The 22,515-nt window shown below is 68.2% G+C and carries 18 protein-coding genes; 9 read left to right on the forward strand and 9 right to left on the reverse strand.

The features are described from left to right. Window positions 1-31: 31 nt before the first annotated feature. From dnaG to HLA91_RS08010, 5 genes are all read right to left on the reverse strand, one after another. Window positions 32-2,035 (reverse strand): DNA primase, encoded by a 2,004-nt coding sequence (gene dnaG, locus HLA91_RS07990; protein ID WP_170274244.1) that lies wholly within the window; start codon window positions 2,033-2,035, stop codon window positions 32-34. Then, window positions 2,035-3,327, reverse strand: a complete 1,293-nt coding sequence (locus HLA91_RS07995; RefSeq protein ID WP_102160418.1) for a deoxyguanosinetriphosphate triphosphohydrolase — start codon at window positions 3,325-3,327, stop codon at window positions 2,035-2,037. Before HLA91_RS07995 ends, dnaG begins: the two co-directional genes overlap by 1 nt. Then, window positions 3,324-4,496, reverse strand: a complete 1,173-nt coding sequence (gene dusB, locus HLA91_RS08000; protein WP_102160752.1) for a tRNA dihydrouridine synthase DusB — start codon at window positions 4,494-4,496, stop codon at window positions 3,324-3,326. The genes HLA91_RS07995 and dusB overlap by 4 nt, the downstream gene beginning before the upstream one ends. A 116-nt stretch (window positions 4,497-4,612) precedes the next feature. Beyond that, complete coding sequence (locus tag HLA91_RS08005; protein WP_170274245.1) at window positions 4,613-6,001, reverse strand: MFS transporter; 1,389 nt, start codon at window positions 5,999-6,001, stop codon at window positions 4,613-4,615. A gap of 104 nt (window positions 6,002-6,105) precedes the next feature. Next, window positions 6,106-6,420 carry a hypothetical protein gene (locus HLA91_RS08010; protein WP_170274246.1) on the reverse strand — a complete coding sequence of 105 codons (315 nt, stop codon included), beginning with the start codon at window positions 6,418-6,420 and terminating at the stop codon, window positions 6,106-6,108. Window positions 6,421-6,447: 27 nt separating this feature from the next. Between HLA91_RS08010 and HLA91_RS08015 the strand changes: the two genes are divergently transcribed. Then, the gene (locus tag HLA91_RS08015; protein ID WP_170274247.1) at window positions 6,448-7,902 is read left to right on the forward strand and encodes an L-lactate permease; all 1,455 of its coding nucleotides are present in this window, start codon (window positions 6,448-6,450) and stop codon (window positions 7,900-7,902) included. Window positions 7,903-7,904: 2 nt separating this feature from the next. Here HLA91_RS08015 and HLA91_RS08020 read toward each other — a convergent pair whose 3' ends face one another. The 3 genes from HLA91_RS08020 to HLA91_RS08030 form a co-directional block, all read right to left on the reverse strand. Then, the gene (locus tag HLA91_RS08020; protein ID WP_239557038.1) at window positions 7,905-9,218 is read right to left on the reverse strand and encodes an aminotransferase-like domain-containing protein; all 1,314 of its coding nucleotides are present in this window, start codon (window positions 9,216-9,218) and stop codon (window positions 7,905-7,907) included. Window positions 9,219-9,352: 134 nt separating this feature from the next. Further along, complete coding sequence (locus HLA91_RS08025) at window positions 9,353-10,606, reverse strand: YibE/F family protein (RefSeq protein ID WP_170274248.1); 1,254 nt, start codon at window positions 10,604-10,606, stop codon at window positions 9,353-9,355. Between the two features lie 47 nt (window positions 10,607-10,653). Then, window positions 10,654-12,030 carry a glycine--tRNA ligase gene (locus HLA91_RS08030; protein ID WP_170274249.1) on the reverse strand — a complete coding sequence of 459 codons (1,377 nt, stop codon included), beginning with the start codon at window positions 12,028-12,030 and terminating at the stop codon, window positions 10,654-10,656. Window positions 12,031-12,146: 116 nt separating this feature from the next. Between HLA91_RS08030 and HLA91_RS08035 the strand changes: the two genes are divergently transcribed. Then, window positions 12,147-12,884 (forward strand): GntR family transcriptional regulator, encoded by a 738-nt coding sequence (locus HLA91_RS08035; protein ID WP_170274250.1) that lies wholly within the window; start codon window positions 12,147-12,149, stop codon window positions 12,882-12,884. A 26-nt stretch (window positions 12,885-12,910) separates the two neighbouring features. Here the strand turns inward: HLA91_RS08035 and HLA91_RS08040 are convergent, their stop codons facing one another. Then, a complete protein-coding gene (locus HLA91_RS08040; RefSeq protein ID WP_170274251.1) occupies window positions 12,911-13,579 on the reverse strand; it encodes an HAD family hydrolase in 669 nt (222 codons plus the stop codon). Between the two features lie 186 nt (window positions 13,580-13,765). On the opposite strand from HLA91_RS08040, the gene HLA91_RS08045 reads away from it, so the two are divergent. From HLA91_RS08045 to HLA91_RS08075, 7 genes are all read left to right on the forward strand, one after another. Next, on the forward strand, window positions 13,766-14,887 hold the full coding sequence (locus HLA91_RS08045; RefSeq protein ID WP_170274252.1) for an ABC transporter substrate-binding protein: 1,122 nt from the start codon (window positions 13,766-13,768) through the stop codon (window positions 14,885-14,887). Beyond that, window positions 14,884-15,735 carry an ABC transporter permease gene (locus tag HLA91_RS08050; protein WP_170274253.1) on the forward strand — a complete coding sequence of 284 codons (852 nt, stop codon included), beginning with the start codon at window positions 14,884-14,886 and terminating at the stop codon, window positions 15,733-15,735. The genes HLA91_RS08045 and HLA91_RS08050 overlap by 4 nt, the downstream gene beginning before the upstream one ends. Beyond that, window positions 15,711-16,637, forward strand: a complete 927-nt coding sequence (locus HLA91_RS08055; protein WP_170274254.1) for an ABC transporter permease — start codon at window positions 15,711-15,713, stop codon at window positions 16,635-16,637. Before HLA91_RS08050 ends, HLA91_RS08055 begins: the two co-directional genes overlap by 25 nt. Beyond that, a complete protein-coding gene (locus HLA91_RS08060) occupies window positions 16,634-17,794 on the forward strand; it encodes an ABC transporter ATP-binding protein (protein ID WP_170274255.1) in 1,161 nt (386 codons plus the stop codon). The genes HLA91_RS08055 and HLA91_RS08060 overlap by 4 nt, the downstream gene beginning before the upstream one ends. Then, window positions 17,791-18,609 carry an alkaline phosphatase family protein gene (locus HLA91_RS08065; RefSeq protein WP_170274256.1) on the forward strand — a complete coding sequence of 273 codons (819 nt, stop codon included), beginning with the start codon at window positions 17,791-17,793 and terminating at the stop codon, window positions 18,607-18,609. Before HLA91_RS08060 ends, HLA91_RS08065 begins: the two co-directional genes overlap by 4 nt. 200 nt (window positions 18,610-18,809) lie before the next feature. Then, window positions 18,810-20,684, forward strand: coding sequence for a DEAD/DEAH box helicase (locus HLA91_RS08070; RefSeq protein WP_165882770.1), 1,875 nt, complete (start codon window positions 18,810-18,812; stop codon window positions 20,682-20,684). Window positions 20,685-20,745: 61 nt separating this feature from the next. Continuing rightward, window positions 20,746-22,515: an MOSC domain-containing protein gene (locus HLA91_RS08075; protein WP_170274257.1), complete on the forward strand. Its 1,770-nt coding sequence runs from the start codon at window positions 20,746-20,748 to the stop codon at window positions 22,513-22,515.

The following is a 22,515-nucleotide window of genomic DNA, read 5'->3' on the forward strand; positions in this document are numbered from 1 at the left end:
GCTGGCCGCCGTTCCCGAGGCGCCGGCTGGTTCACATGAGTGCGCGCAGCCGGGCACGTTGGCGTTCGAGCACCTGGAGCTGCTCGAGCAGCTTCGTCGCTGCCGGGTCGTTGGGGTCGGTGCGGGAGAGCCGGGAGTGCAGTTCGCGGGCGATGCGGGTCATGTCCTCGTCGAACAGGCTGGCGATGATGCCGCGTGAGTAGCGTTCGACGCCTTGCCCGTCGGTGGCCGGCAGCGGGGTGACGGCGAGTTCGCCGATGAGTCCGCGCAGCTGGTCGGGACCTGCTTCGAGGACCTTCTCCGGCCAGCTGGCCGGGTCGGTGATCGCAGTGCGGATGCCTCCGGCGTCCTTCATCGCCTGATGCACTGCCCTGTGGGCTGGGTGAGAGAAGACCTTGCCGTTGAGCCCGTCGAAGAGGGTGGCGTTGACGTATTGCGGCTGCTGCATCGCCACCTGGAGGGCACCGCGTTCGATCCGCAGCTTCGGTGTGTTCGCCGGCGCGCCGGAGAACTCCTGTTCGTAGGCGGCGATCTCAGCGCCCGTCTGATCGGCAGGACTGCCCGGCGGCGGCACGGCAGGACCCCCGTAGGGGCCGCCCGGTCCCGGTGGGGACTGCTGAGGGTGTTGCCGCTGTTGCTGCTGCGGGTGCTGACTGCGCAGGTCACGGGTGGGCTGCTGTCCACCTCCGGGCCCGCCTGCTGCTGCCCTGCGTCCGGCTGCGCGCACGGCGGCGTGCACGTCTGCGGTGTCGACTCCGACGGCACCGGCGACGAAGCGCTCGTATTCCGGCCTGAGCATGCTGTCGCGGATGCCTGCGACCATCGGTGCGGCGGCCCGCACGGCGCCGACTCGGCCTTCGGCGGTGTCGAGGTCGAAGCGCTCGATTGTCGAGGTGATGGCGAACTCGAACAGCGGCCGGCGCGAGTCGATGAGCGCTTTGACGGCGGCGTCGCCCTTTTGGATGCGCAGGTCGCAGGGGTCCATGCCGTCTTCGGCGATGGCGACGAAGGTCTGGGCGACGAACTTCTGGTCGTCTTCGAAAGCCTTGAGTGCCGCTTTCCGGCCGGCCTCGTCACCGTCGAAAGTGAAGATCACCTCACCGGAGTGCGCGGAGTCGTCGCCGAGCAGCCGCCGGATGAGCTTGATGTGCTCGGCTCCGAACGCGGTGCCGCAGGTGGCGACAGCCTGCTCGACGCCGGCGAGGTGGGCGGCCATGACGTCGGTGTAGCCTTCGACGATGACGACCCGCTTCGAGCGGGCGATCGCCCGTTTAGCGATGTCGAGGCCGTAGAGCACCTGGTTCTTCCGGTACAGCGGGGTCTCGGGCGTGTTGAGGTATTTCGGGCCCTGGTCGTCGTCGAAGACCTTGCGGGCCCCGAAGCCGACGGTGCGGCCGGTGACGTCGTTGATCGGCCACATGAGCCGGCCGCGGAACCGGTCGTAGATGCCGCGGTTGCCCTGGCTGACCAGGCCCGAGGCGATGATGTCCTCGGTGTTGTAGCCGCGCCCGCGCAGATGCTTGAGCAAGGCGTCCCAGGATCTCGGGGCGAAGCCGATGCCGTATTTCTCGCAGACCTGTTTGTCGAAGCCGCGGTCGGCGAGGTACTGTCGGCCGATCTGCGCTTCGGGGCTGCCGAGGTATTCAGTAAAGAACGCCTGGGCTACCTGGTGCATGTCGACGAGACGCTGGCGCTGGCCGATGGCCTCTTTGTCCGGCCCGGTGCCGCCCTCTTCGTAGCGCAGCTGCACGCCGACGCGTTCGGACAGCCGCTGAACGGCCTCGGTGAAGGTCAGCCCGTCGATCTTCTGCAGGAAGGTGAAGACGTCGCCGCTCTCGCCGCAGCCGAAGCAGTGGTACATGCCGACCTGCGGACGGACGTGGAAGGACGGGGTCCGCTCGTCGTGGAAGGGGCACAGTCCCTTCATGCTGCCGACTCCTGCGCTGCGCAGCGTGACGTACTCGCCGATGATGTCGTCGAGGCGTGCCCGGGAGCGGACCTCATCGATGTCCTCGCGCAGGATCAGCCCGGCCATTACAGCAAGCTCGCTTCGCTGGCCTGCATCCGGTGGTAGGCCGCCCAGGCGGAGTGGTCGGTGAGGCTGGCGACGTGGTCGGCGACGACGCGCAGTCGCTGCCCGTCATCTTCAGCCTCCTGGTAGTCAAGGTAGAACATCCGCTCCATGTCCTCGGGCCGTTCGCTGAAGTACTCGCACAGCTGCGTGAGCACACGCGCCTGGATGCGCTGGAGGCGCAGCCGGTCTTCGGCGACCATGACGGTGACGGTCGCCAGGCCCTTGAGCACAGCGATCTCGTAGCGGGTCGATTCGGGCACGACGAGGTTACCGTCGTAGCGGCCGAGCGGCTCCCAGCCGAACTCCTCGCGGGTGGCAGCTTCGGCAGCTCCGGCGAACCGGCCGATGAGCTGGCTGGTCATGTGCTTGAGGCTGGCCTGGGCGCGCCTGGACCCGTCATAAGGTTCTGACGGCCAGTAGCTGGCCGCCTGCAGGCGGGACAGCGCCTTCATGATGTCCTCATCGCGGGCATCGGGCAGGTACCAGGCGCGGGTGATGTCGATGAGACCGGCCAGAGCGTGGTCGTTCTGGTAGGCGAAGAGGTCGAGGTGGCCGGAGAACACTGCGTCCTCGACGTCGTGGACGGAATAGGAGATGTCGTCGGCCAGGTCCATGAGCTGGGCTTCGATGCAGCGCTGGCCCAGTGGGCGGTCGGCGCGGAAGAAGTCGAAGACGGCCCGGTCGTCGTCGTAGACGCCGAACTTCGTCACCGGTGAGCCGGTCTTCTTCGCCACCGGTGATTCCGCACGCGGCCACGGATATTTCGTGCACGCGTCCAGCGTGGCGCGGGTGAGGTTGAGCCCTGCCGGGGTGCCGTCTGCGGCGTGGACCTTGGGTTCGAGCCGGGTGAGCACCCGCAGGGTCTGGGCGTTCCCTTCGAATCCGCCGATGTCGGCGCAGACTTCGTCGAGGACAGCTTCGCCGTTGTGTCCGAAAGGCGGGTGCCCGAGGTCGTGGGCCAGGCAGGCGGTGTCGACGATCTCCGGGTCACAGCCGAGGTAGCGGGCAAGTTCGCGGCCGACCTGGGCGACTTCCAGGGAGTGGGTCAGGCGGGTGCGCACGAAATCATCGGTGCCTGGGGAGACGACCTGGGTTTTGGCGCCCATCCGGCGCAGACCCGAGGAATGCAGCACACGCGCCCGGTCGCGCTGGAAGTCGGTGCGTCGGGGGTTCTTCGCCGGTTCGGCGACCCAGCGCTGGCGGTCGTGCTCGGAGTACTCGGCCACCTGAAGTTGCGTCTGGACCACCCTCATCCTCCTGAGACGTCGAGTTCGGCCTCGGCGAGCTCCGCGGAGCGCTCCGGGTTCATCTCCCGCGAGTCAAGCCAGCCTTCAGGCAGGTGGGGCCGCTTCGGGCGGGTGGTGCGTCCGCGTGAGCCCTCGGCATCAGCCCCGGGATAGGGTGCGTCGCGGTCGAGCTCGTCGAGCAGTCCGCGCAGCTCAGCCAGGGAGGAGACCATCGCGAGCTTGCGGCGGGCCTGCCCGCCGACCGGGTAGCCCTTGAAGTACCAGGCGATGTGCTTGCGCAGGTCGCGCACGCCGTAGAACTCGTCGTCGTAGTACTCGGTGAGGTAGACGCCGTGGGTGTAGACGACATCGGCGACCTGGCCGAGGTTCGGGCGGATGCGCTCATCGCTGCCGTTGAGTGCAGCGGCGAGATCGCCGAAGAGCCACGGCCGGCCCTGGCAGCCACGGCCGATGACGACACCGTCGCAGCCGGTCTGGGCCATCATGTCGACGGCGTCCTCGGCTGCGAAGATGTCGCCGTTGCCCAGCACGGGCACGGCGTCGCCGATGAGGTCCTTGAGCCGGGCGATGGCCCCCCAGTCGGCGGTGCCGGAGTACAGGTCGGCAGTCGTGCGCCCGTGCAGGGTCATCGCGGACACTCCTGCCTCGGCGGCGATGCGACCGGCGTCGAGGTAGGTGAGGTGGTCGGCGTCGATGCCCTTGCGCATCTTGATCGTCAGCGGAATGTCACCGCGGCTGGCTTCGCGCACAGCGGTGGTGACGATGTCGGTGAACAGGTCGAGCTTCCACGGCAGCGCTGAGCCGCCGCCCTTGCGGGTGACCTTGGGGACGGGGCAGCCGAAGTTGAGGTCGATGTGGTCGGCGCGGTCCTCGTCGACGAGCATCCGCACTGCCTGGCCGATCGTGACGGGGTCGACGCCGTAGAGCTGGACGGAGCGCGGCACCTCGTAGGGCTCGTGATGGATGATGCGCATGCTCTTCGGAGAGCGTTCGACGAGCGCGCGGCTCGTCACCATTTCGGTGACGTAGAGTCCGGCACCGTACTCGCGGCACAGGCGGCGGAAGGCGGTGTTCGTGATGCCGGCCATCGGGGCGAGCACCACCGGCGAGTCGAGTTCGATGTTGCCGATGCGCAGCGCCGATGCGGCGGTGGTCTGCAGAGAGGTGGTGGTCATGGTCGTCACCACCCTATTATCTCCAGACAGTCAAACCGGGACCGAGGCGGGTGTGGACACCCAGCATCGGCTCAGAGAGAGACTGTGGATGGACGTGCGGGCATCCGGTCGTCTCGTCAGCCGGCGATGGTCTCCCGGTCCCGGCCCACGCCTCGGCGACGGCCGAAGGAGGCGAGGAAGATCGCCGCAGCACTCAGCAGACAGCAGGCCACCAGGTAGGCCGCTGCAGCAGTGATCGCGCCGTTCGCCCAGGCGATAAGGGCAGCGAGGACGACTGGTGAGAAGCCGGCGATGAGCGCACCGTTGGCCTCCCGTGCCAGGGCCATCGCGGAGAACCGGTGGCGGGTGGGAAACAGGTTGGCCAGGAACGCGCCCTGCGAACCCGAGGTACCGGAGATGACGAGCCCGTAGCCGATCGCGATGGCGATGAGAGCGCTGGTGAAGGTGCCCTGTGAGAGCAGCCACAGGAATGGGAAAGCGTACAGCGCGCCGATGACCGAGGCCCAGCCCATGACGGTGCCGGCGCCGAACCGGTCGGCGAGGCTGCCGCCGAGCGGGGTGAGGATGATCGCGGCGAGAGTGCCGAGGGTGACCGCCCCGAGCGCGTGGGTCTGCGGCATGCCGGTGCCGACCAGGTAGCCGATGGAGAACACGGCCATGCCGTAGTTGAGCGCGTTGTGGCCGGTGAGGCTGAGGAACCCGGCGAGCACGCCGCGCCAGTCGGTGGCGAGCAGTGCCAGCAGCGGCACCTTGGTGGCGTGGGCTTCCTGCTGCTCCATCGCCGAGGTGTATTCGGGGGTCTCTTCGAGCTTGGCGCGGATGTAGATGGCGACGAAGAACAGCACGACCGAGGCGAGGAACGGCAGGCGCCAGCCGATCGACATGAAGGTCTCCTCGGCCATGCCGGAGGAGGCGAGGAAGAACGCCGCAGTGGCCAGCACGATGCCGGCTGGCGGGGCGCAGAGCACGAGTGAGGTGAAGAAGCCGCGCCGGTGGGCGGGGACGTATTCGGCGACCATCGTCGTTGCGCCGGAGAGCTCGGCACCAGCGCCGAAGCCCTGGAGGAACCGAAAGATGACGAGCAGGATCGGGGCGAGCACGCCGACGGCGGCTGCGGTGGGCAGCAGGCCGATGGCCACGGTGGCGATTGCCATGAGCACGATGGTGAGGATCATCGCCGGGCGGCGGCCGTGCCGGTCGCCGATGTGGCCGATGACGATGCCGCCGACCGGGCGGGCGAGGAAACCGACGGCGAAGGTTGCCAGCGCCGAGAGCTGGCCGGCGCCGGAGACTGAGTCGGGGAAGAACAGCGGTCCGATGACCAGGCCTGCGGCGGCGCCGTAGAGGGCGTAGTCATACCATTCGATGACGGTGCCGATGACGGAGGCGACGATGGCGCGGCGGGCGGCCGGGCGCAGCGGGGCACCGGCAGCAGGCTGGCCCGCGGCTGCGGAGTCTGAGCGGTCAGCGGCAGGCTGATCGGCGGCAGTTCGGGCGGAAGTCATCCGTCATATGTACCAAGCCGGCTCAGCTGTGCGAAATCGCGTCCGCATTCCAGTCCGGTCGGCCCCAGGACACGCGCAGACCAGACACGGGCAGTGTCGCGGACTCAGATTGGATAGACCCGCCACCCGTCCGGGCCGTCGCGCAGCTCGCCGCGTGAACCGTCGAAGACCTCGAGCATTTCCGCCACGTGCACGGAGGTCAGCAGCCCGATGCCGGTGACACGGCCACCGGCCCAGCGCGTGGCCACCTCAGACAGTGACACGTGCCAGAAGATCACCGGATTGCCACCCGCGTCCGCACCGATGCCCTCGGCTGGCCCTGTGTCCTTGCGTTCGAAGACGAGGTTAGGGCCGTGCCTGGTGCACGACCAACCCATCTCAGCGAGTTGCGCGCTCAGCTCTGCTTCGGCGGCACTCATCTGTCCTCCTGGTAGCGTTCCCGACGCATGACGACACTGCTGAGCATCCTACCGATCGCCGTCGCCGTGGCCGTGCTCGTCGCCGGCCGCGGCACGCTCATCGCTGCCCTCAGCGGGGCGGGCGCGGCGCTGCTGAGCGCCCTCATCGCCACCGCGACGCCGGGCATCTCACTGCACTTCGGTCAGCTGGCCGCCTCCGAGACGCTCGACCTCGTCATCCTCGCTGGCGAGGTGCTGGCCATCTTGCTCTTCGGCATGGTGCTTGCCCAGCTGCTGGAAGCGATCGGGGCGTTGCAGACGATCTCGGCGCGCATCCGCAGCCTGTTGCCTGACCCGATCGTCGGCGCCGGGCTCATCGTCTTCGGCGTGGTGCCCTTCGTCGAATCGGTCACCGGCTACGGGATCGGACTGACCGCCGGCATCCCGCTGCTGCGCAGGCTCGGCTTCTCGATCCGCACCTCGGCATTCCTCGGACTCCTCGGCCTCATCGCCGTGCCCTGGGGTGCCCTCGGGCCGGGCACGGCGGTCGCCGCACAGCTGACCGGGCTCGGTCTGCAGGAGCTCGGCGTCGGCTCGGCCTGGGCGAACGCCCTGCCGGTCGTCATCGTCTTCGCCCTCACCACCGCCATCACGCGCGCCTGGCGCAGCCTGTCGGGCCTCGTGGGACTCATCGCTGCGGCTGTCTGCCTGTGGGGCGGCATCTTGACAGCGAACATCCTCATCGGCACTCCCCTGGCCGGCGTGCTCGGCTCGCTGCTCGTCATCGCCGTGCTGCTCACCGGCTGCCTCCTCAGCCGACGCGGCCAGCCGGAACCGGTTCCCGGCCGGCTGGCCCCGGCGCTGCTGCCCTACGCAGTGCTCACCGTCGGCCTGCTGCTCGCCAGCGGCGCTGCAGCACTGTGGCCGTCCCCGATGACAGCGGTGCTGTCGGCACCGCCGGTGTGGCTGGCGATCGCATGCGCGGTCGCCGCCCGCATGCTCGCCTCCCGGGCACCCGCCGCCGAGGTGGTGGGCACCGCTGCACGGGCGTGGATCCCGGTCGGGGTGGCCACCGCCGGGTTCATGCTGCTGGGCTGGCTCATGACCGACACCGGCATGACCGAAGTCATCGGTGCCGGCCTGGCGAGGATCGGCATCGGCTTCGCCCCAGCGCTCACGGCGCTCGGCTCGGTGCTGACCGGGTCGAATACAGGTTCGAACGCGATGTTCGCCTCGACGATCGCGGCGATGGCCGCCACGACCGGCACCGGGCTGCTGCCGGCGGTGGCGATGAGCAATGTCGCCGGATCCTTCGCCGCACTGGCCACCCCGCCGCGTGTGGCGCTGGCCCTCAGCCTGGCCGCCACGACCGCCGATGACGACGGTTCAGCGGCTCCAGACAGTGCGGAGAAGGCTCAGCTGGAGCGCAGCGTGCTCATCTGGTCACTGCTGACCGCCTTCGGCACGGCAGCGCTCGTCGGTGTGGTGCTGCAGGTTCTGTGAGCTCAGCTGCGGGAGAGCTGCACCTCGATGGCGCGGCCGAGCCGGGCGATGCCCTCGTGGATGCGCTCGACGGTCGAGGAGGCGAAGCACAGGCGCATCGCGTTGGAGAACTCACCTGCCGGTGAGAACGCCTCACCGGGGATGAACGCAACACCCTCGTCCAGAGCGGTCTCGAACAGCTCGCGGGCGTCGATGTCGGCGGCATCGCCGATCAGCGTCGCCCATAGGAAGAATCCGCCGTCGGGGTTGGTCAGCTCCACCCGGCCGGACAGGTGTTCGGCGGCGGCTTCGAGCATCGCGTCCTTGCGCCGGTGGTAGGCGGTGCGCAGCCTGTCGAGATGCTCGGTGAACCCGCCGCGGGTGAGGTAGTGGGCCACAAGCTGCTGGCTGGGCACCGCGGCCGAGGCGTCCATCGCCTGGCGGACGTTGATGAGCAGCTGGCGGATCGCCGGGTCGACCTCGACCCAGCCGACGCGCAGGCCCGGGGCGATGATCTTGGAGAACGACCGGGCAGAGAACACCAGCGGGTCATCCGGGCTGAGTTCGGCGAAGCTGGGGATGTACTCGCCGGAGAAGCGCAGCGAACCGTACGGGTCGTCGTCGATGATGACGCTGTTCCACTCGTGGGCGAGTTCTAGCAGTCGCTGGCGGCGTGCCAGGCTCATGGTCACACCCGAGGGGTTCTGGAAGTTCGGGATGACGTAGATCGCCGTCGGCTTCCGGCCGAGGGTCTCGACGTCGCGGGCGAGGCGCTCGACGTCCATGCCGTCGTCGTCGACGGGGATCTGCAGCACCTCGGCGCCGTAGCTCAGCGCGGTCGAGGTGCCGTTGGTGTAGGTCGGGGATTCGACGGCGACGAGGTCTCCGTCGTTGACGAACATCTTGTAGGCCAGGTCGAGGCCCTGCATGCCGCCGCTGGTGACGATGATGCGGTTGGGATCAACGGTGCGCGGGCCGGTGAGGTCCTCGGATTCGCAGATCGCGTTGATGAGCTCGGTCTCGCCTTCGGTCGGGCCGTAGGTGTAGGAGCTCGGGTTCGTCATCGTCCCGAGGAACTCGGCGAAGTCGGCAGCCGGGACGACCTGTTCAGCCGGTGCGCCCATGCCGAAGCGGACGATGTCATTGGTCCGAGAGGCCAGCAGGGAGACCGATGCATCGATGACCGATCCGGTCCAGCCGCGGGTGCGGCGGGCCAGCGGCAGCGTCACGTCACCGAGCTGTTTGACCGCAGCAGTCGGGTCGACAGCCGCGTCGGCGGTGGTGGTGACAACCGGGGTTGCCGGTGCCTGGGTCATCATGTGCGATGCGGGAGTCATCAGTGCTCACTTCCGTCTCGGGGTCCGGTGCGGCGCCGACAACGCTGTCTGGCGCGGGGTTCGAGCAGTGCATCCGGGCCGAAGCCGGGGATACGTCTCAGCAGGGGGATGCGTCTGTCGGATGACAGCCTATCTCAGATTTCGGCCTCTGCAGCGGAGTACGCGCGTGTGCCGGAGCGCACCACCAGCACGGCGATGAGGGTGGTGGCCGGGATCGCGATGACCAGGCCGATCGAGGTCACCAGGGTGGAGACGACGGAGATCGCCTGTTCGCCAAGCGTGAGTGATTCGAGGAACGGCCGGGAGGAGGCGGCGACGAGCAGCAGCACGGTCAGCGCACCTCCGGCGTAGGCGAAGGCGATGGTGTACACGGTGGAGGCGATGTGGTCGCGGCCGATGCGCATCGCCGAGGTGAAGATTTCCCGTTTGGACGCCTCGGGACGGGAGGCGGCCAGCTCCCACACGGCGGCCGCCTGGGTGATGGTGACATCGTTGAGCACGCCGAGGCCGGCGATGAGGATCGCACAGACGACGAGGTCGGCCATCGACAGCCCGTCGGTCCAGGCGAGAATGTAGGTCTCTTCGGTGTAGATGCCGGCCAACTTCGACCAGGTCGTCCACAGCGCGCCGAGCACACCGGTGATGAGGATGCCGAACAGGGTCCCGAGCAGCGCAGTCGTGGTGCGGGCTGAGAACCCGTGAGCCAGGTACAGGACGATGAACATGATGACCGCAGCGGCGGTGATGCCGACGAGCACGGCCGGTTTGCCGTCCATCACTGCCGGGAGCATGAACCACACCATGACGGCGTAGGCCAATGCCAGGCCGATGAGCGCGCGCAGCCCTTTGAGTCCGGCGACGAGCATGACGAGGGCGGCGTAGACAAAGGCGAGGACGCCGAGGGAGATGTTGCGGTCGAAGTCGACGAAGACGAAGTCGGCGGAGGTCGGCTCGTTGGTCGGGTCGCTGCCGGGTGCCTGCTCACCGGATGGCTGCCCGCCGCCGGTGATCGCATCGGCGACCGAGTCGGTCTGCGCATCGTCCATGACGATGACTTTGATCCGGTCGCCTGCTGCGATGCCGGTCTTGATCGCCTCGGGCGGGGCGTACATCGTGCCGGTGCGCTCCCCCGTATTGAGCGTGATCGCCCCGCAGCCGGTGGATTCGTAGTCCGGGCAGGCGCGCAGGTCGATCGATTCGACCGTGCCCGAGGTGAATTCGGCACCGTCGGCCAGGGCCGCCGGATCCCACCGGTCGGTGGCCTCAGACGAGGGCCAAAGCCACACGAGCCCCACGACAGACAGGACGGCCAGCGGGATGAGCATCCCGAGCATGACCGACCAGGCCTGTCGTGAGGCGCGCGGCAGTGTTTCTGCGATGTAGTGCATAGCGGTGCGGTGTCAGTGTCCTGACCCCGCGGATCTGAGGCCGGGCCTCAGATGCCCAGTTCGTCAGCGACGTAGGAGACGACCTCGTCGATGGCGATGCGATCCTGGCTCATGTCGTCGCGGCGGCGGACGGTCACCGCGTTGTCATCGAGGGTGTCGAAGTCGACGGTGATGCAGAGCGGGGTGCCGATCTCGTCCTGACGGCGGTAGCGGCGGCCGATCGCACCGGCATCATCGAAGTCGACGTTCCAGCGCTTGCGCAGGTTCGCTGCCAGCTCGCGGGCCTTCGGCGAGAGCTTCTCATTGCGGCTCAGCGGCAGCACGGCGACCTTGACCGGGGCCAGGCGCGGGTCGAGCTTGAGCACGATGCGCTTGTCGACTCCGCCCTTGGTGTTCGGTGCCTCGTCTTCGGTGTAGGCGTCGACGAGGAAGGCCATCATCGACCGGGTCAGGCCGAAGGACGGCTCGATGACATACGGGGTGTAGCGGGTGCCGGCAGCCTGGTCGAAGTACTGCATCTTGTGACCGGAGTGCTCGGTGTGGTTCGACAGGTCGAAGTCGGTGCGGTTGGCGATGCCCATGAGCTCGCCCCAGGCTCCACCCTGGAAGCCGAACTTGTATTCGATGTCGATGGTGGCAGCCGAGTAGTGGGCGCGTTCGCCGTCAGGGACGTCGAAGCGGCGCATGTTCTCTGCCTTGACACCGAGGTCGACGAACCAGTTCCAGCAGGCCTCGACCCATTCGTCGAAGAACTTGGGGGCGTCGTCGGGGTGGACGAAGTACTCGATCTCCATCTGCTCGAACTCACGCGTGCGAAAGATGAAGTTGCCCGGGGTGATCTCATTGCGGAAGGCCTTGCCGATCTGGCCGATGCCGAACGGCGGCTTCTTGCGGTTGGCGGTGACGACGTTGTTGAAATTCACGAAGATGCCCTGCGCGGTCTCCGGGCGCAGGTAGTGCAGCCCCTCTTCGTCGTCGACGGCACCGAGATAGGTCTTCATGAGCCCGGAGAACTGCTTGGGCTCAGTCCAGTTGCCCTCCTGGCCGGTCTCCGGGTCGCGGATGTCGGCCAGGCCGTTCTCCGGTTCGCGGCCGTGCTTGGCGATGTAGGCCTCGATGAGGTGGTCGGCGCGGTAGCGCTTGTGGGTGTGCAGCGATTCGACGAGCGGGTCGACGAAGGTCTCGACGTGGCCGGAAGCCTCCCAGACGCGCTTGGGCAGGATGATCGAGGAGTCGAGGCCGACCATGTCCTCACGCCCGCGGACGAACTCCTGCCACCACAGGGCCTTGATGTTCTCCTTGAGCTCAACGCCGAGCGGACCGTAGTCCCAGGCGGAACGGGATCCGCCGTAGATGTCTCCTGCCTGGAAGACGAACCCGCGCCGCTTGGCCAGGGTGATGACGGAATCCAATGTCGAAGCCACGTGAAATATCTCCTTGAGTCGACTGCGAACGGCTGGCTGCTGTTCGTACCGCTCCCAGGGTAGCGAATCCGCCGACGTGCCGCGTCTGCGGATCACACCGGCGACTGGAGAGTGATATGACTAACACCATGACCTCCTCGCCTGCCCATATGCGCATCGCCGAGCAGCTGCGTGAACGCATCGCCTCCGGTGCGTGGGCACCGGGTGCCCGGCTGCCGGCGGAGCGGATGCTCGCGACGCAGCTCGGTGTTTCGCGGATGACCGTCCGGCAGGCGCTGGCGGCCCTGCAGCTGGAGGGCCGCATCTCGCGGCGCACCGGGCGCAGCGGCGGCACCTTCGTGGCTGAGGAGCTGCCGGAGGTGGAGCTGTCGTCGATGCGCGGGTTCATGGGCCAGCTGAGCGAGACCGGCCACGATGTCACCTCCGAGGTGGTCACCGCCTGCCTGCAGCCGGCCTCGGCTGAGGCGGCGACCGCCCTGGGCTTGGACACCGGCGCCGAGGTGGTGCGCGTCCACCGGCTGCGATTGGTCGATGGCACCCCGGTCCTGGTGGAGGACTCCTGCTTCCCGGCAGCGCTCGTGCCCGGGATGCTCGAACGGGACCTGACCGGTTCGCTCTATGCGATCCTCGCAGACGCGTTCGGCCAGGCTGCGGTGTCGAAGACCGAGGCGCTGACGACCGAGGTGGTCGGCTCAGCCGATGGGAAGCTACTGCAGATCGGTGCCGCGCAGACGGTGCTGCGTCTGACGCGCACCTCGTTCACAGATTCCGGCATCCCGATCGAGTACTCGGCTGACACGCTGCGCACCGACCGGCTGCGCATCACCGTTAGCACACCCTCCCACGGCAGGTGAATCGGCAGCGCTCGCGCAGGCGAGGCTCACTCTGGCAGTGCTGCACCGATGTCGGCGACGGCGAGCCCACCGGCCCCGACCATGAGCACGGACATGCCCGCGCCCTCGGCGGCCTGCCGGCCGGGTGTTGAGTCCTCGACGACGATCACGCGCTCATCTGCGGTGACGCCGAGCTGCCGGGCGGCGGTGAGGAACCCCTCGGGGGCGGGCTTGCCGGCAGTGACGTCCTCGCACGCGACGACAGCGGTGAAGCACGCCTCGAACCCGGCTGCCTGCAAAGCACCAGTGACAAGCCGCCGGTAGGTTCCGGTCACCACTGCCAGCGGCACTCCTGATCCGGCGAGCGCTCGCACGAGGCGGCAGGTCTCGGCAGCGATCCGCGGGGTGTGCGCGACGGCTGCGAGGTATGCCTCAGCCATCCGGTCGGCGATCTGCTCCGGTGTCACCGTGCGTTCACCTGCGGCGGCGCGGGCGGCGAGCGCGGTGGCGATCTGCGGATCGGACAGGCCGAGGAACTCGGTGTCGTAGGCCGCAGGGGTGAGCTCGATGCCGAGCTCAGCTGCGATATCGCAGTAGATCGCAGCGAGCAGATCCTCGTCGGCTGAGAGTGTGCCGTTGAAGTCGAAGAGGACCGCTGCAGCGCTTTCGAGTTGCTGCAAGGCGGTGCTCGCCGGGGCCGGTGGCGTGGTGGTCATCGGGGCTTTTCTCCTGGTTGCGAGGCGGGTGGTCTGCTCATCGTGCCCCGGTCCAGCCCAGCCGCGCAAATGGTCTATACCATTATTTACCGGTTGATCACCTGACGTTCTCTCCACTGTCACCGGCGCTTGCGAGAGTGGCCGCGGCCGCTGGTCACCAGCACCGGACCTCGCCAAAGGAGAATCATGACCACCACCCGCCGTTCCTTTCTCGGCCTCAGCGCCCTGACCCTCACCACCGCGGGCCTCGGCCTCGCCGGCTGCTCCGACAACACCGCCAGCGCGTCGACGGAGATCGGCACCACGCTGGAGGAGATCATCGAACTCGCCCAGAAGGAGGGCAAAGTCCAGCTCATCGCGTATCCGGAGACGTGGGCGAACTACAAGGGCCACTTCGAGAAGTTCAAGGCCAAGTACGGCGTCGACACCCCGGTCGCCAGCCCGGAGGCCTCCTCGGCTGAGGAACTGCAGTCGGTCAAGCAGCTCAAGGGCCAGAAGACCCAGCCCGATGTCCTCGACATCGGCTACACCTTCACCGAGACCGCGATCTCCGAGGACCTCATCTCCCCGTACAAGCCCTCGAACTTCGATGCCATCCCCGAAGACCTCAAGGACCCCGAGGGCCGTTGGGTCGGCGCCTACTACGGCGTGCTGTCCCTGGGCGTGAACACGAAGCTCGCCGATAAGCCCGAGAAGCTCTCCGACCTCCTCGATCCCGCCTACAAGGGCAAGGTCGCACTCCCCGGCGACCCGCGCGAAGGCGCCTCGTCGATCGCGACCGTCTTCACCGCTGCCCTGGCCAACGGCGGCAGCCTCGACGATGTCGGACCGGGCATCGAGTTCTTCGCCGAGCTCGCCGCCTCCGGCAACCTTGTCAACATCTCCTCGGTGCCCAATGCGCTCTCGACCGGGCAGGCCGCGGTCGTCTTCGACTGGAACTACAACTTCCTCGGCATCGAAGAGGAGATGAAGACCTCCGGTGTGGACCTTGAGCACTTCGTGCCGGAGGAGGCGGTGTTCGGCAACTTCTACGCCCAGCCGTGCACCATCGACTCCCCGCAGCCCAATGCCGCCCGCCTGTGGGTCGACTGGCTCACCAGCGACGAGGGCAGCGAGCAGTACGCCCTCGGCGGGGCGATCCCGGCCCGCTTCACCGAGCTGTCCGAAGCCGGCAAGCTCTCCGAGGAGGCCCTGGCCAAGCTGCCGGAGCCGAAGATCCTCGAAGCAGTGAACTTCCCGACCGTCGCCCAAGGCGAGAGGGGCGCCGAGCTCATCACCCGCGAGTGGGCCGGCAAGGTCCGCCCATGAAGCCCACCCGGACCATCCCCTGGGGAGCGGTGCCGTTCTTCGCGTTCGTCACCGTCTTCCTCATCATCCCGGTCATCGCCAACGTCTGGGCTGCCCTCACCCCTGGAGGGCAGCTCTCGACCGCCAGCCTCACCCAGCTGGCCGAGCCGCAGTACGCCGATGCCTTCCTCATGACGACGAACCTCTCGCTCGTCACCGCACTGCTGGGAGGCATCCTCGGGCTCATCCTCGCGTGGGCGCTGACCGTGGTGACCCGCCCGGCCTGGCTGGCCCGGCTCGTCATGAGCTATTCGGCCCTGGCCAGCCAGTCCGGCGGGGTGCCGCTGGCGTTCGCGTTCATCGCAGCCCTCGGCTCCCAGGGGCTGGTCACCCTGCTCGTCACCGACGTCTTCCCCGGCAGCCTCGACGGGTTCCGCCTCGACTCCTTCTGGGGCGTGGCACTGGTCTACCTGTACTTCCAGGCACCGCTCATGACCGTGCTCATCCTGCCGGCCCTCGGCGCCCTGACCCAGCAGATGTCCGAGGCCGCCCAGACGATGGGCGCCTCCTGGTTGCGGTATCTCACCGACATCGCCCTGCCGATCCTGACCCCCTCGATCGTCGGGGCGCTCCTGCTGCTGTTCGCCAACTCGTTCTCCGCCTACGCCACCGCCTATGCACTGGCCGGCGGCGGACTCAACCTCGTGCCGATCGTCATCGGCTTCTTCCTGCGCGGCAACGTCATGCTCGACGAATCGATGGCCGCCGCCCTGGCCACCGGCATGATGCTCGTCATCATCGTCGCCATGGGCATCCGCCTGCTCATCGAAAGGAGGTCACGGCGTTGGCAGCTTCCGTCGAACTCCTGACCACCCCCTCCGGCACCCCGGCAGGAACCGGTGACGCCCGTGCCCGAGGCGCCGGCCGCCTCGGGCACGGGAAGCGCACCCGGCCTGCCGGCCGGGTCCATGTGCCCGGCATCGTCGTTCTCGTGCTGGCGATGGTGCTGTTCTTCACCCCGCTCATCGCCTCGGCGATCTTCGGATTCACCCTGCCCGGCATCGGGCTGACGTTTGAGAGCCTCAGCCAGGCGTTCGCCAACCCGATGGCCGTGCAGGCGGTCACCATGACCGTGGTGCTCGGGCTGCTGACGACTGCGGCGTCGCTGGCGCTGCTGGTGCCCACGATCGTCTACCTGCACCTCAAGGCCCCACGGGCAGCGAAGCTGGCGGAGGCGCTGTCAGTCATCCCGATCGTCGTCCCGGCTGTCGCGCTCGTCGCCGGTGCCGGGGTGTTCTTCCGCGCTGTCGCCCCTGGGTTCCTCGTCAGCCCGTATGCGCTCGTGCCCTTCTACGTCATCATCACGATGCCGCTGGTCTACCGCGCCCTCGATGCCGGGCTGACGGCCCTTCACCTGCGGACCCTCTTCGCGGCAGCCGCGAGCCTCGGAGCCTCCCCGTGGCGCACGCTCATCGGCATCGTGCTGCCGAATATGCGCGCAGCTCTGCTGTCGGCCGGGCTGCTGTGCATGGCGATGGTGCTCGGCGAGTTCGCCCTGGCCAGCCTACTGCTGCAGTACACCTTCCCGGTTTTCCTCGTCGAGACCGGGGCCGCGGCACCGCGCGGAGCGGCAGCCCTGTCGTTCGTCACGATGCTCGCCACCTGGGGCCTGCTGGCCCTCATCTCGCTCATCTCGGCTGCCGGCAACCGCCGCAGGCGCACACCGGCAGCCGCACCCTCTGTCACCTCCACCGCCAAGGAACAGCCATGACCACCATCACCACGCCCCTGCGCGAGGAGTTCGTGTCCCTGTCCGGAGTCACGAAGACCTACGGATCCAAGACCGTCCTGTCCGACCTCAGCCTCGACCTGCACCGCGGAGAGCTGCTGGCCCTGCTCGGCCCGTCGGGCTGCGGGAAGACGACGACGCTTCGGATTCTTGCTGGTCTGGAGACCCCGGATGCCGGCACCGTGCACATCGGCGAGCGCGACGTCACCCGCGTCGATGTGCGTCGCCGCGGCATCGGCATCGTCTTCCAGTCATACAGCCTCTTCCCGCACATGACCGCTGCCGAGAACGTCGGTTACGGGCTGCGCATCCGCCGGCAGGCCGGCCGTGCTGCGACAGCAGCCGAGCTGCTGGAGACCGTCGGGCTGGCCGAGCACGCGGGGAAGTATCCTGCCCAGCTCTCCGGCGGCCAGCAGCAGCGCGTCGCATTGGCCCGGGCGTTGGCACTGGAGCCGAATGTGCTGCTGCTCGATGAACCGCTCTCAGCTCTCGATGCCGCGGTGCGTGTGCAGCTGCGCGAGCACATCCGCCGCATCCAGATGGAGAAGAACATCACCACCCTTATGGTCACCCACGACCAGGAGGAGGCCCTGACGATGGCAGACCGGGTCGGTGTCATGAATGCCGGGCGCATCGAACAGCTCGACACACCTGCCGAGCTCTACCGCCGGCCGGTCAGCCCGTTCGTGGCGACCTTCGTCGGCAACGTCAACCGGATGCCGGCGAAGAAGGCTGCTGATGGCACCTTCGCTGTCGCCGGCCGGCCTGTCACCCCGATTGGTGAGCTGCCGGACGGCACCACAGCTGCCATCGCGCTCATCCGGCCTGAGGACATCGCCATCAGCCCCACAGATGCCGTCGACACCCGCCCGGGTCTGGCCGGTGTCGTGCACTCGAGTGTGCTGCGCGGTTCGCTCAGCAGTGTCTACGTCGATGTCGCCGAGCTCCCCCACCCGGTGCGTGTCGACCTCTCGACCGCGCAGGCGAGCGCGTTCGCCCTCGGCGCTGATGTCAGCCTGCAGCTGCTGCGCAGCGAAGCCGTCCTCGAACCTGCCGGCCCAGCCGCCTCCTCGGGCACCGGCGATGCTCAGGCGGCCGCCGCCTCGGACAGGGATGCGCACACGGGAGTCCGCGCATGAGCGGGCGGAAGGTCCTGCTGCTCGGCATCGACGGCTGCCGCCTGTCGATCACCGGCGAAGAAGGCATCGCCCCGCACCTGAGCCGGATGCGGGCGGCCGGGCGACTGCATGGGATGACGATGGTGCCGCCGACGCTGTCCGGGCCGGGCTGGGCGAGCATCCTGACCGGATCGACACACGTCCAGCACGGGGTCACCGGCAACGACTTCATCGGCCACCGGCTGTACTCGCGGCCGGACCTGCTCTCCCGGGCCTTCTATGCCGACCAGTCGACGACGACGTTCGCGGCTGCCGGGTGGCCGCCGCTCATCGACCCCAACGGGCTCGGCCCGGTCATCCACCAGCGCTTGGAGCAGCAGTGGGCCGGCCAGCACCGCGTCATCGCCCGCGATGGTGAGACCCACGGCTATGTGCGCGTCGATGCTGAGATCGCCGACTATGCCACCGCGATGTTGGCAGGTTCTCAGGCTGCTGATGTGTCGTTCGTGTACTTCTGCGATGTTGATGAGACCGGGCACCTCTACGGGCTCATGGGTGAGGAGTACCGGCAGGCGATCGGCCGGGTCGATGCGCACGCTGGCCGGATTGCCGCTGCGATCGAGCAGCAGGCTGCTGAGCACGGTGAGGACTGGCTGGTCGTCATCGTCACCGACCATGGGCATGTCGATGCCGGTGGGCATGGCGGGGACACTCCTGAGGAGTGCGCTTCCTTCGTCATCACCTGGTCACCGGCCGGGCAGGACAGGCTGCCGGACTGGCCGGATGAGATCGCCCCGCATGAGCTGTGTGAGCTCATCCTCGACGTCCGCAGCTGAGGTGACGTGTCCGGTCACACATGAGCCCGATGCAGGCAACGGCGGCTGCGGCAGGTAGGATTGACTGTGGTTCCGGCCGCTTCGTGTCTGACAGATGACGCTCCTTCGGCCGCAAGAGTTCGATCACACTCCCACTTCGAGGCATGTTCCGATGCCGAAGTCTGTCCATTCCGTGATCCGTGTGCCCCTTTTGGAGATTCATGACATCCGTCCACCCGTCTGCCGACCCGCAGGCGCCCGCCACCCCCACCACCGATGCCGCTGCTGAGATCCAGCCACCAGCCGTGCAGTTCTGCGACTTCGACATCGACCCGCGGATCCTCTCCGCTCTGACCGACCTCGGCTATGAGACCCCGTCTGCCGTGCAGGAGCAGGCGATCCCGCCGCTGCTCGACGGTGAGGACGTCATGGGCCTTGCCCAGACCGGCACCGGCAAGACCGCTGCCTTCGCTGTGCCTGTCCTCGACAGCCTCGCCGATGCCGGCCGCGCCGATGACGGCCCGCTGGCCCTCGTTCTCGCCCCGACCCGTGAACTGGCGCTGCAGGTGGCCGAGGCGTTCACCTCGTATGCCGCCCACCTGTCCGGGTTCTCGATCCTGCCGATCTACGGCGGACAGTCCTACGGCCCGCAGCTGGCTGGCCTCAAGCGCGGGGCGCAGGTCGTCGTCGGCACGCCCGGCCGCGTCATCGACCACCTCAACCGCGGTTCGCTTAAGCTGCACAATCTGCGCCACCTCGTCCTCGATGAGGCCGATGAGATGCTCAAGATGGGCTTCCAGGAGGACATCGAGGCGATCTTCGAAGCCGCCGGTGACCAGCGGCAGGTCGCGCTGTTCTCGGCGACCATGCCGAAGTCGATCCACCGGATCGCCGAACGCTACCTGAATAACCCGCGCGAGATCCGGGTGACCCCGTCCTCGACGACCGGGACGAACATCCGCCAGCGGTTCCTGACCGTCATGCACTCGCACAAGCTCGATGCCCTCACCCGCATCCTCGAAGTCGAGCAGTACGACGGCATCATCATGTTCGTGCGCACCAAGCAGGCCACCGAAGAGCTGGCCGACAAGCTGCGTGCCCGCGGCTTCAAGGCCGCCGCCATCAACGGCGACATCCCGCAGCAGGCCCGTGAGCGCACCGTCGAACAGCTCAAGGCCGGTCACATCGACATCCTCGTCGCCACCGACGTCGCCGCCCGCGGCCTCGACGTCGAGCGCATCGAACTCGTCGTCAACTACGACATCCCGCACGACCCGGAGGCCTACGTCCACCGGATCGGGCGCACCGGCCGCGCCGGGCGCTCCGGTGAGGCGATTCTGTTCGTCACCCCGCGTGAGCACCACCTGCTCAAGTCGATCGAGAAGGCCACCCGCCGCTCGGTTGAGAAGCTCGTGCTGCCGACACCTGAGGAGCTGACGAACACGCGGACCGATAAGTTCAAGGCCCGCATCACCGAGGCACTCGAGACCCTCGACCTGACCGAGATGCGACCGGTCATCGAACAGTACGAGCAGGCCCACAATGTGCCGGCCACCGAGGTCGCTGCAGCGCTGGCGACCCTGCTGCTCGACGGTGAGACTCTGGCCGCTGAGCCGCTGCCGGAGCCCAGTGCCCGCAAGCCGCGCTCCGAGCGCGATGCAGGCAAGGGAGGCAAGCACCGCAAGGACGGCATGCGCACCTACCGCCTCGCCGTCGGCCGCAATGAGCGCGTCCAGCCCGGTGGCATCGTCGGCGCGATCGCCAACGAAGGCGGCCTGACCTCGGCCCAGATCGGGCACATCGACATCCGCTCGAACCACTCGCTTGTCGACCTTCCGGCTGACCTGCCCGAGGAAGTCTTCGAACGTCTGTCGCGCACCCGCATCCAGGGCAAGCACATCGACCTGCGCCCGGACACCGGACGCCCGGGCCGGCCATTCAAGAAGCGCTTCGACCGCGGGGCGGGCGCCGATCAGGGTTCGAAGCCCGGCTTCCGCAAGAAGCACGGCCGCGGCCCCGGCGGTCCGCGCTCGGGTGGTTCCGGCGGTGGTCACCGCAAGGGCGGCTACCAGAAGGCCGGCGCACCCCGGAAGTGAGTCCCTCCGCAGGCTGAAACAGTCTGCGGGCACGTGAAGAGGGCGGAGTAGCATGGCCTCCATGCGCGTCTCCGCCCTCTTCCGCTTTCCGCTCAAAGGCTTCCCCGCCGAGCAGATCAACGCTGGCTTTGCGCGCGCCGGCTCGGGATTCGACGGCGACCGAGCCTTCGCCTTCACCACCGGTGCCGCACCGGCGGTGCCCGGCCAGTGGGCTGGCCCGCGCACGTTCACAGTGCTGAAGAACGACACCTCGCTGCAGCAGTGGCAGGTGCACACTCGGCACGATGTGTCCGCTCCCGAGGCGGGTGTCGCGATCGATCTGCAGGCACCCGATGGCAAGCAGGTGAGCTTCTCCATCGATGAACCTGAGAGCTTGCGCGCGGCAGAGGATTTCCTTGCTGCCCGGCTCACGCCTCACGGGCCGCACCGACGCGAGCTCGTGTCTGCTGACCAGGGGATGTTCGACTCGCAGGTGTCCGGTTTGTCGATCATCAATCCGGCGACCGCGCAGGCACTCGAAGGACTCGCTGGCGGGCCGGTCGATCCGCTGCGCTTCCGCGGCAACATCCTCATCGACGGGCTCCCTGCCTTCGCGGAGTTCGGGCTGGTCGGCAAGCGGCTGCGCATCGGCGGGGTCGAAGCGGTTGTGCGCTCTCCGATCGAACGCTGCTCGGCCACCGAAGTCGATCCCACCTCGGGAGCGGCTGACCTGCCGATCCCCCGCCTGCTGGCCGCCGGCTGCGGGCATCTGCACTGCGGGATCTACCTCTCCGTCACCACGAACGGTGAGATCCGGCCCGGCGATCGGATCGAGATCCTCGGTGAGGCACCGGCGGAGGCGCTCAAACGCCAGACCGCCCCGCGGGAGATGTCCGTCGAGGCGGTTGACTGCCGTGAGGGTGTTGCTGAGATCCGGCTGCGCGACGATCTCGGGTTCATCTCCGACTTCTACTCCCCCGGCATGCATGTGCGGGTGCACCTGCCTGCCTCGCCGGCCGGCACGCCGACCTGGCGCTGCTACACGGTCACCGGCGTCACCGGGAACGCACTGGACCTGCGGGTGCGCATCCGCACCGGCGTCTCCCACCCGCTGGCGGGCATGAAAGCCGGTGACAGGCTGCTGGTCTCCGGGCCGTTCGGGCAGGTGACCGCCGATCGGCTCGGTGACGAGGTCGTGTTCCTCACCGCCGGCATCGGCATCACCCCGGCACTGTCCCTGCTGCCCGGTTTGGCCGGCCGGCAGGTGCGCATCCTCCACTCCGAACGCAGCCCGGCGCCCAGCCGGCTATGGGAGGAGCTCACCGATCTCGCCGCAGGCATGTCACCGGCACCTGAGCTCACACGCCGCTGCACCGACCCAACCCACGACGGCTCCCGGCTGAGCGCAGCCGAACTGGCCTGTCACGTCGGGCCCAGCACGAGCCTCGTCATCTGCGGCCCGCCGGCGTTCACCGCTGCGGCGATCGATGCGGCCGCTGCAGCCGGGCTCGCAGCCGAGCAGATCCACACCGAGATCTTCACCTCACCTGCCGACATGACCTGCATCGACCTCAGCCGGTACGCACCCGAGGCCGGCGTGCCTGCCACGGTGACCACCGCCTCGGGCACGGTGTTCGACTGGACACCGGAGCAGGGGATGCTGCTCGACGCGCTCGAACGCTGCGACGTCGACGTCGACAGCCTGTGCCGGGCCGGGGCGTGCGGGAAGTGCGCGCTGACCCTGCGCGCCGGTCAGATCGCCTATCCGATCGAGCCGTCAGCGCCGCGGGACGCTGATGAGGTGCTCGTGTGCTCGGCGGTGCCGCTCGGGCCGGTCGAGATCGACGTGTGA

Origin of the sequence: Brevibacterium luteolum (genome assembly GCF_013004595.1) — a bacterium.
Lineage (GTDB): Bacteria > Actinomycetota > Actinomycetes > Actinomycetales > Brevibacteriaceae > Brevibacterium > Brevibacterium luteolum.

Bases quoted from the DNA above. Each gene is read 5' to 3' on its own strand.
- dnaG (WP_170274244.1), bottom strand. From the start codon at position 2,035: ATGGCCGGGCTGATCCTGCGCGAGGACATCGATGAGGTCCGCTCCCGG.
- HLA91_RS07995 (WP_102160418.1), bottom strand. From the start codon at position 3,327: ATGAGGGTGGTCCAGACGCAACTTCAGGTGGCCGAGTACTCCGAGCAC.
- dusB (WP_102160752.1), bottom strand. From the start codon at position 4,496: ATGACCACCACCTCTCTGCAGACCACCGCCGCATCGGCGCTGCGCATC.
- HLA91_RS08005 (WP_170274245.1), bottom strand. From the start codon at position 6,001: ATGACTTCCGCCCGAACTGCCGCCGATCAGCCTGCCGCTGACCGCTCA.
- HLA91_RS08010 (WP_170274246.1), bottom strand. From the start codon at position 6,420: ATGAGTGCCGCCGAAGCAGAGCTGAGCGCGCAACTCGCTGAGATGGGT.
- HLA91_RS08015 (WP_170274247.1), top strand. From the start codon at position 6,448: ATGACGACACTGCTGAGCATCCTACCGATCGCCGTCGCCGTGGCCGTG.
- HLA91_RS08020 (WP_239557038.1), bottom strand. From the start codon at position 9,218: ATGACTCCCGCATCGCACATGATGACCCAGGCACCGGCAACCCCGGTT.
- HLA91_RS08025 (WP_170274248.1), bottom strand. From the start codon at position 10,606: ATGCACTACATCGCAGAAACACTGCCGCGCGCCTCACGACAGGCCTGG.
- HLA91_RS08035 (WP_170274250.1), top strand. From the start codon at position 12,147: ATGACTAACACCATGACCTCCTCGCCTGCCCATATGCGCATCGCCGAG.
- HLA91_RS08040 (WP_170274251.1), bottom strand. From the start codon at position 13,579: ATGACCACCACGCCACCGGCCCCGGCGAGCACCGCCTTGCAGCAACTC.
- HLA91_RS08045 (WP_170274252.1), top strand. From the start codon at position 13,766: ATGACCACCACCCGCCGTTCCTTTCTCGGCCTCAGCGCCCTGACCCTC.
- HLA91_RS08050 (WP_170274253.1), top strand. From the start codon at position 14,884: ATGAAGCCCACCCGGACCATCCCCTGGGGAGCGGTGCCGTTCTTCGCG.
- HLA91_RS08060 (WP_170274255.1), top strand. From the start codon at position 16,634: ATGACCACCATCACCACGCCCCTGCGCGAGGAGTTCGTGTCCCTGTCC.
- HLA91_RS08065 (WP_170274256.1), top strand. From the start codon at position 17,791: ATGAGCGGGCGGAAGGTCCTGCTGCTCGGCATCGACGGCTGCCGCCTG.
- HLA91_RS08070 (WP_165882770.1), top strand. From the start codon at position 18,810: ATGACATCCGTCCACCCGTCTGCCGACCCGCAGGCGCCCGCCACCCCC.
- HLA91_RS08075 (WP_170274257.1), top strand. From the start codon at position 20,746: ATGCGCGTCTCCGCCCTCTTCCGCTTTCCGCTCAAAGGCTTCCCCGCC.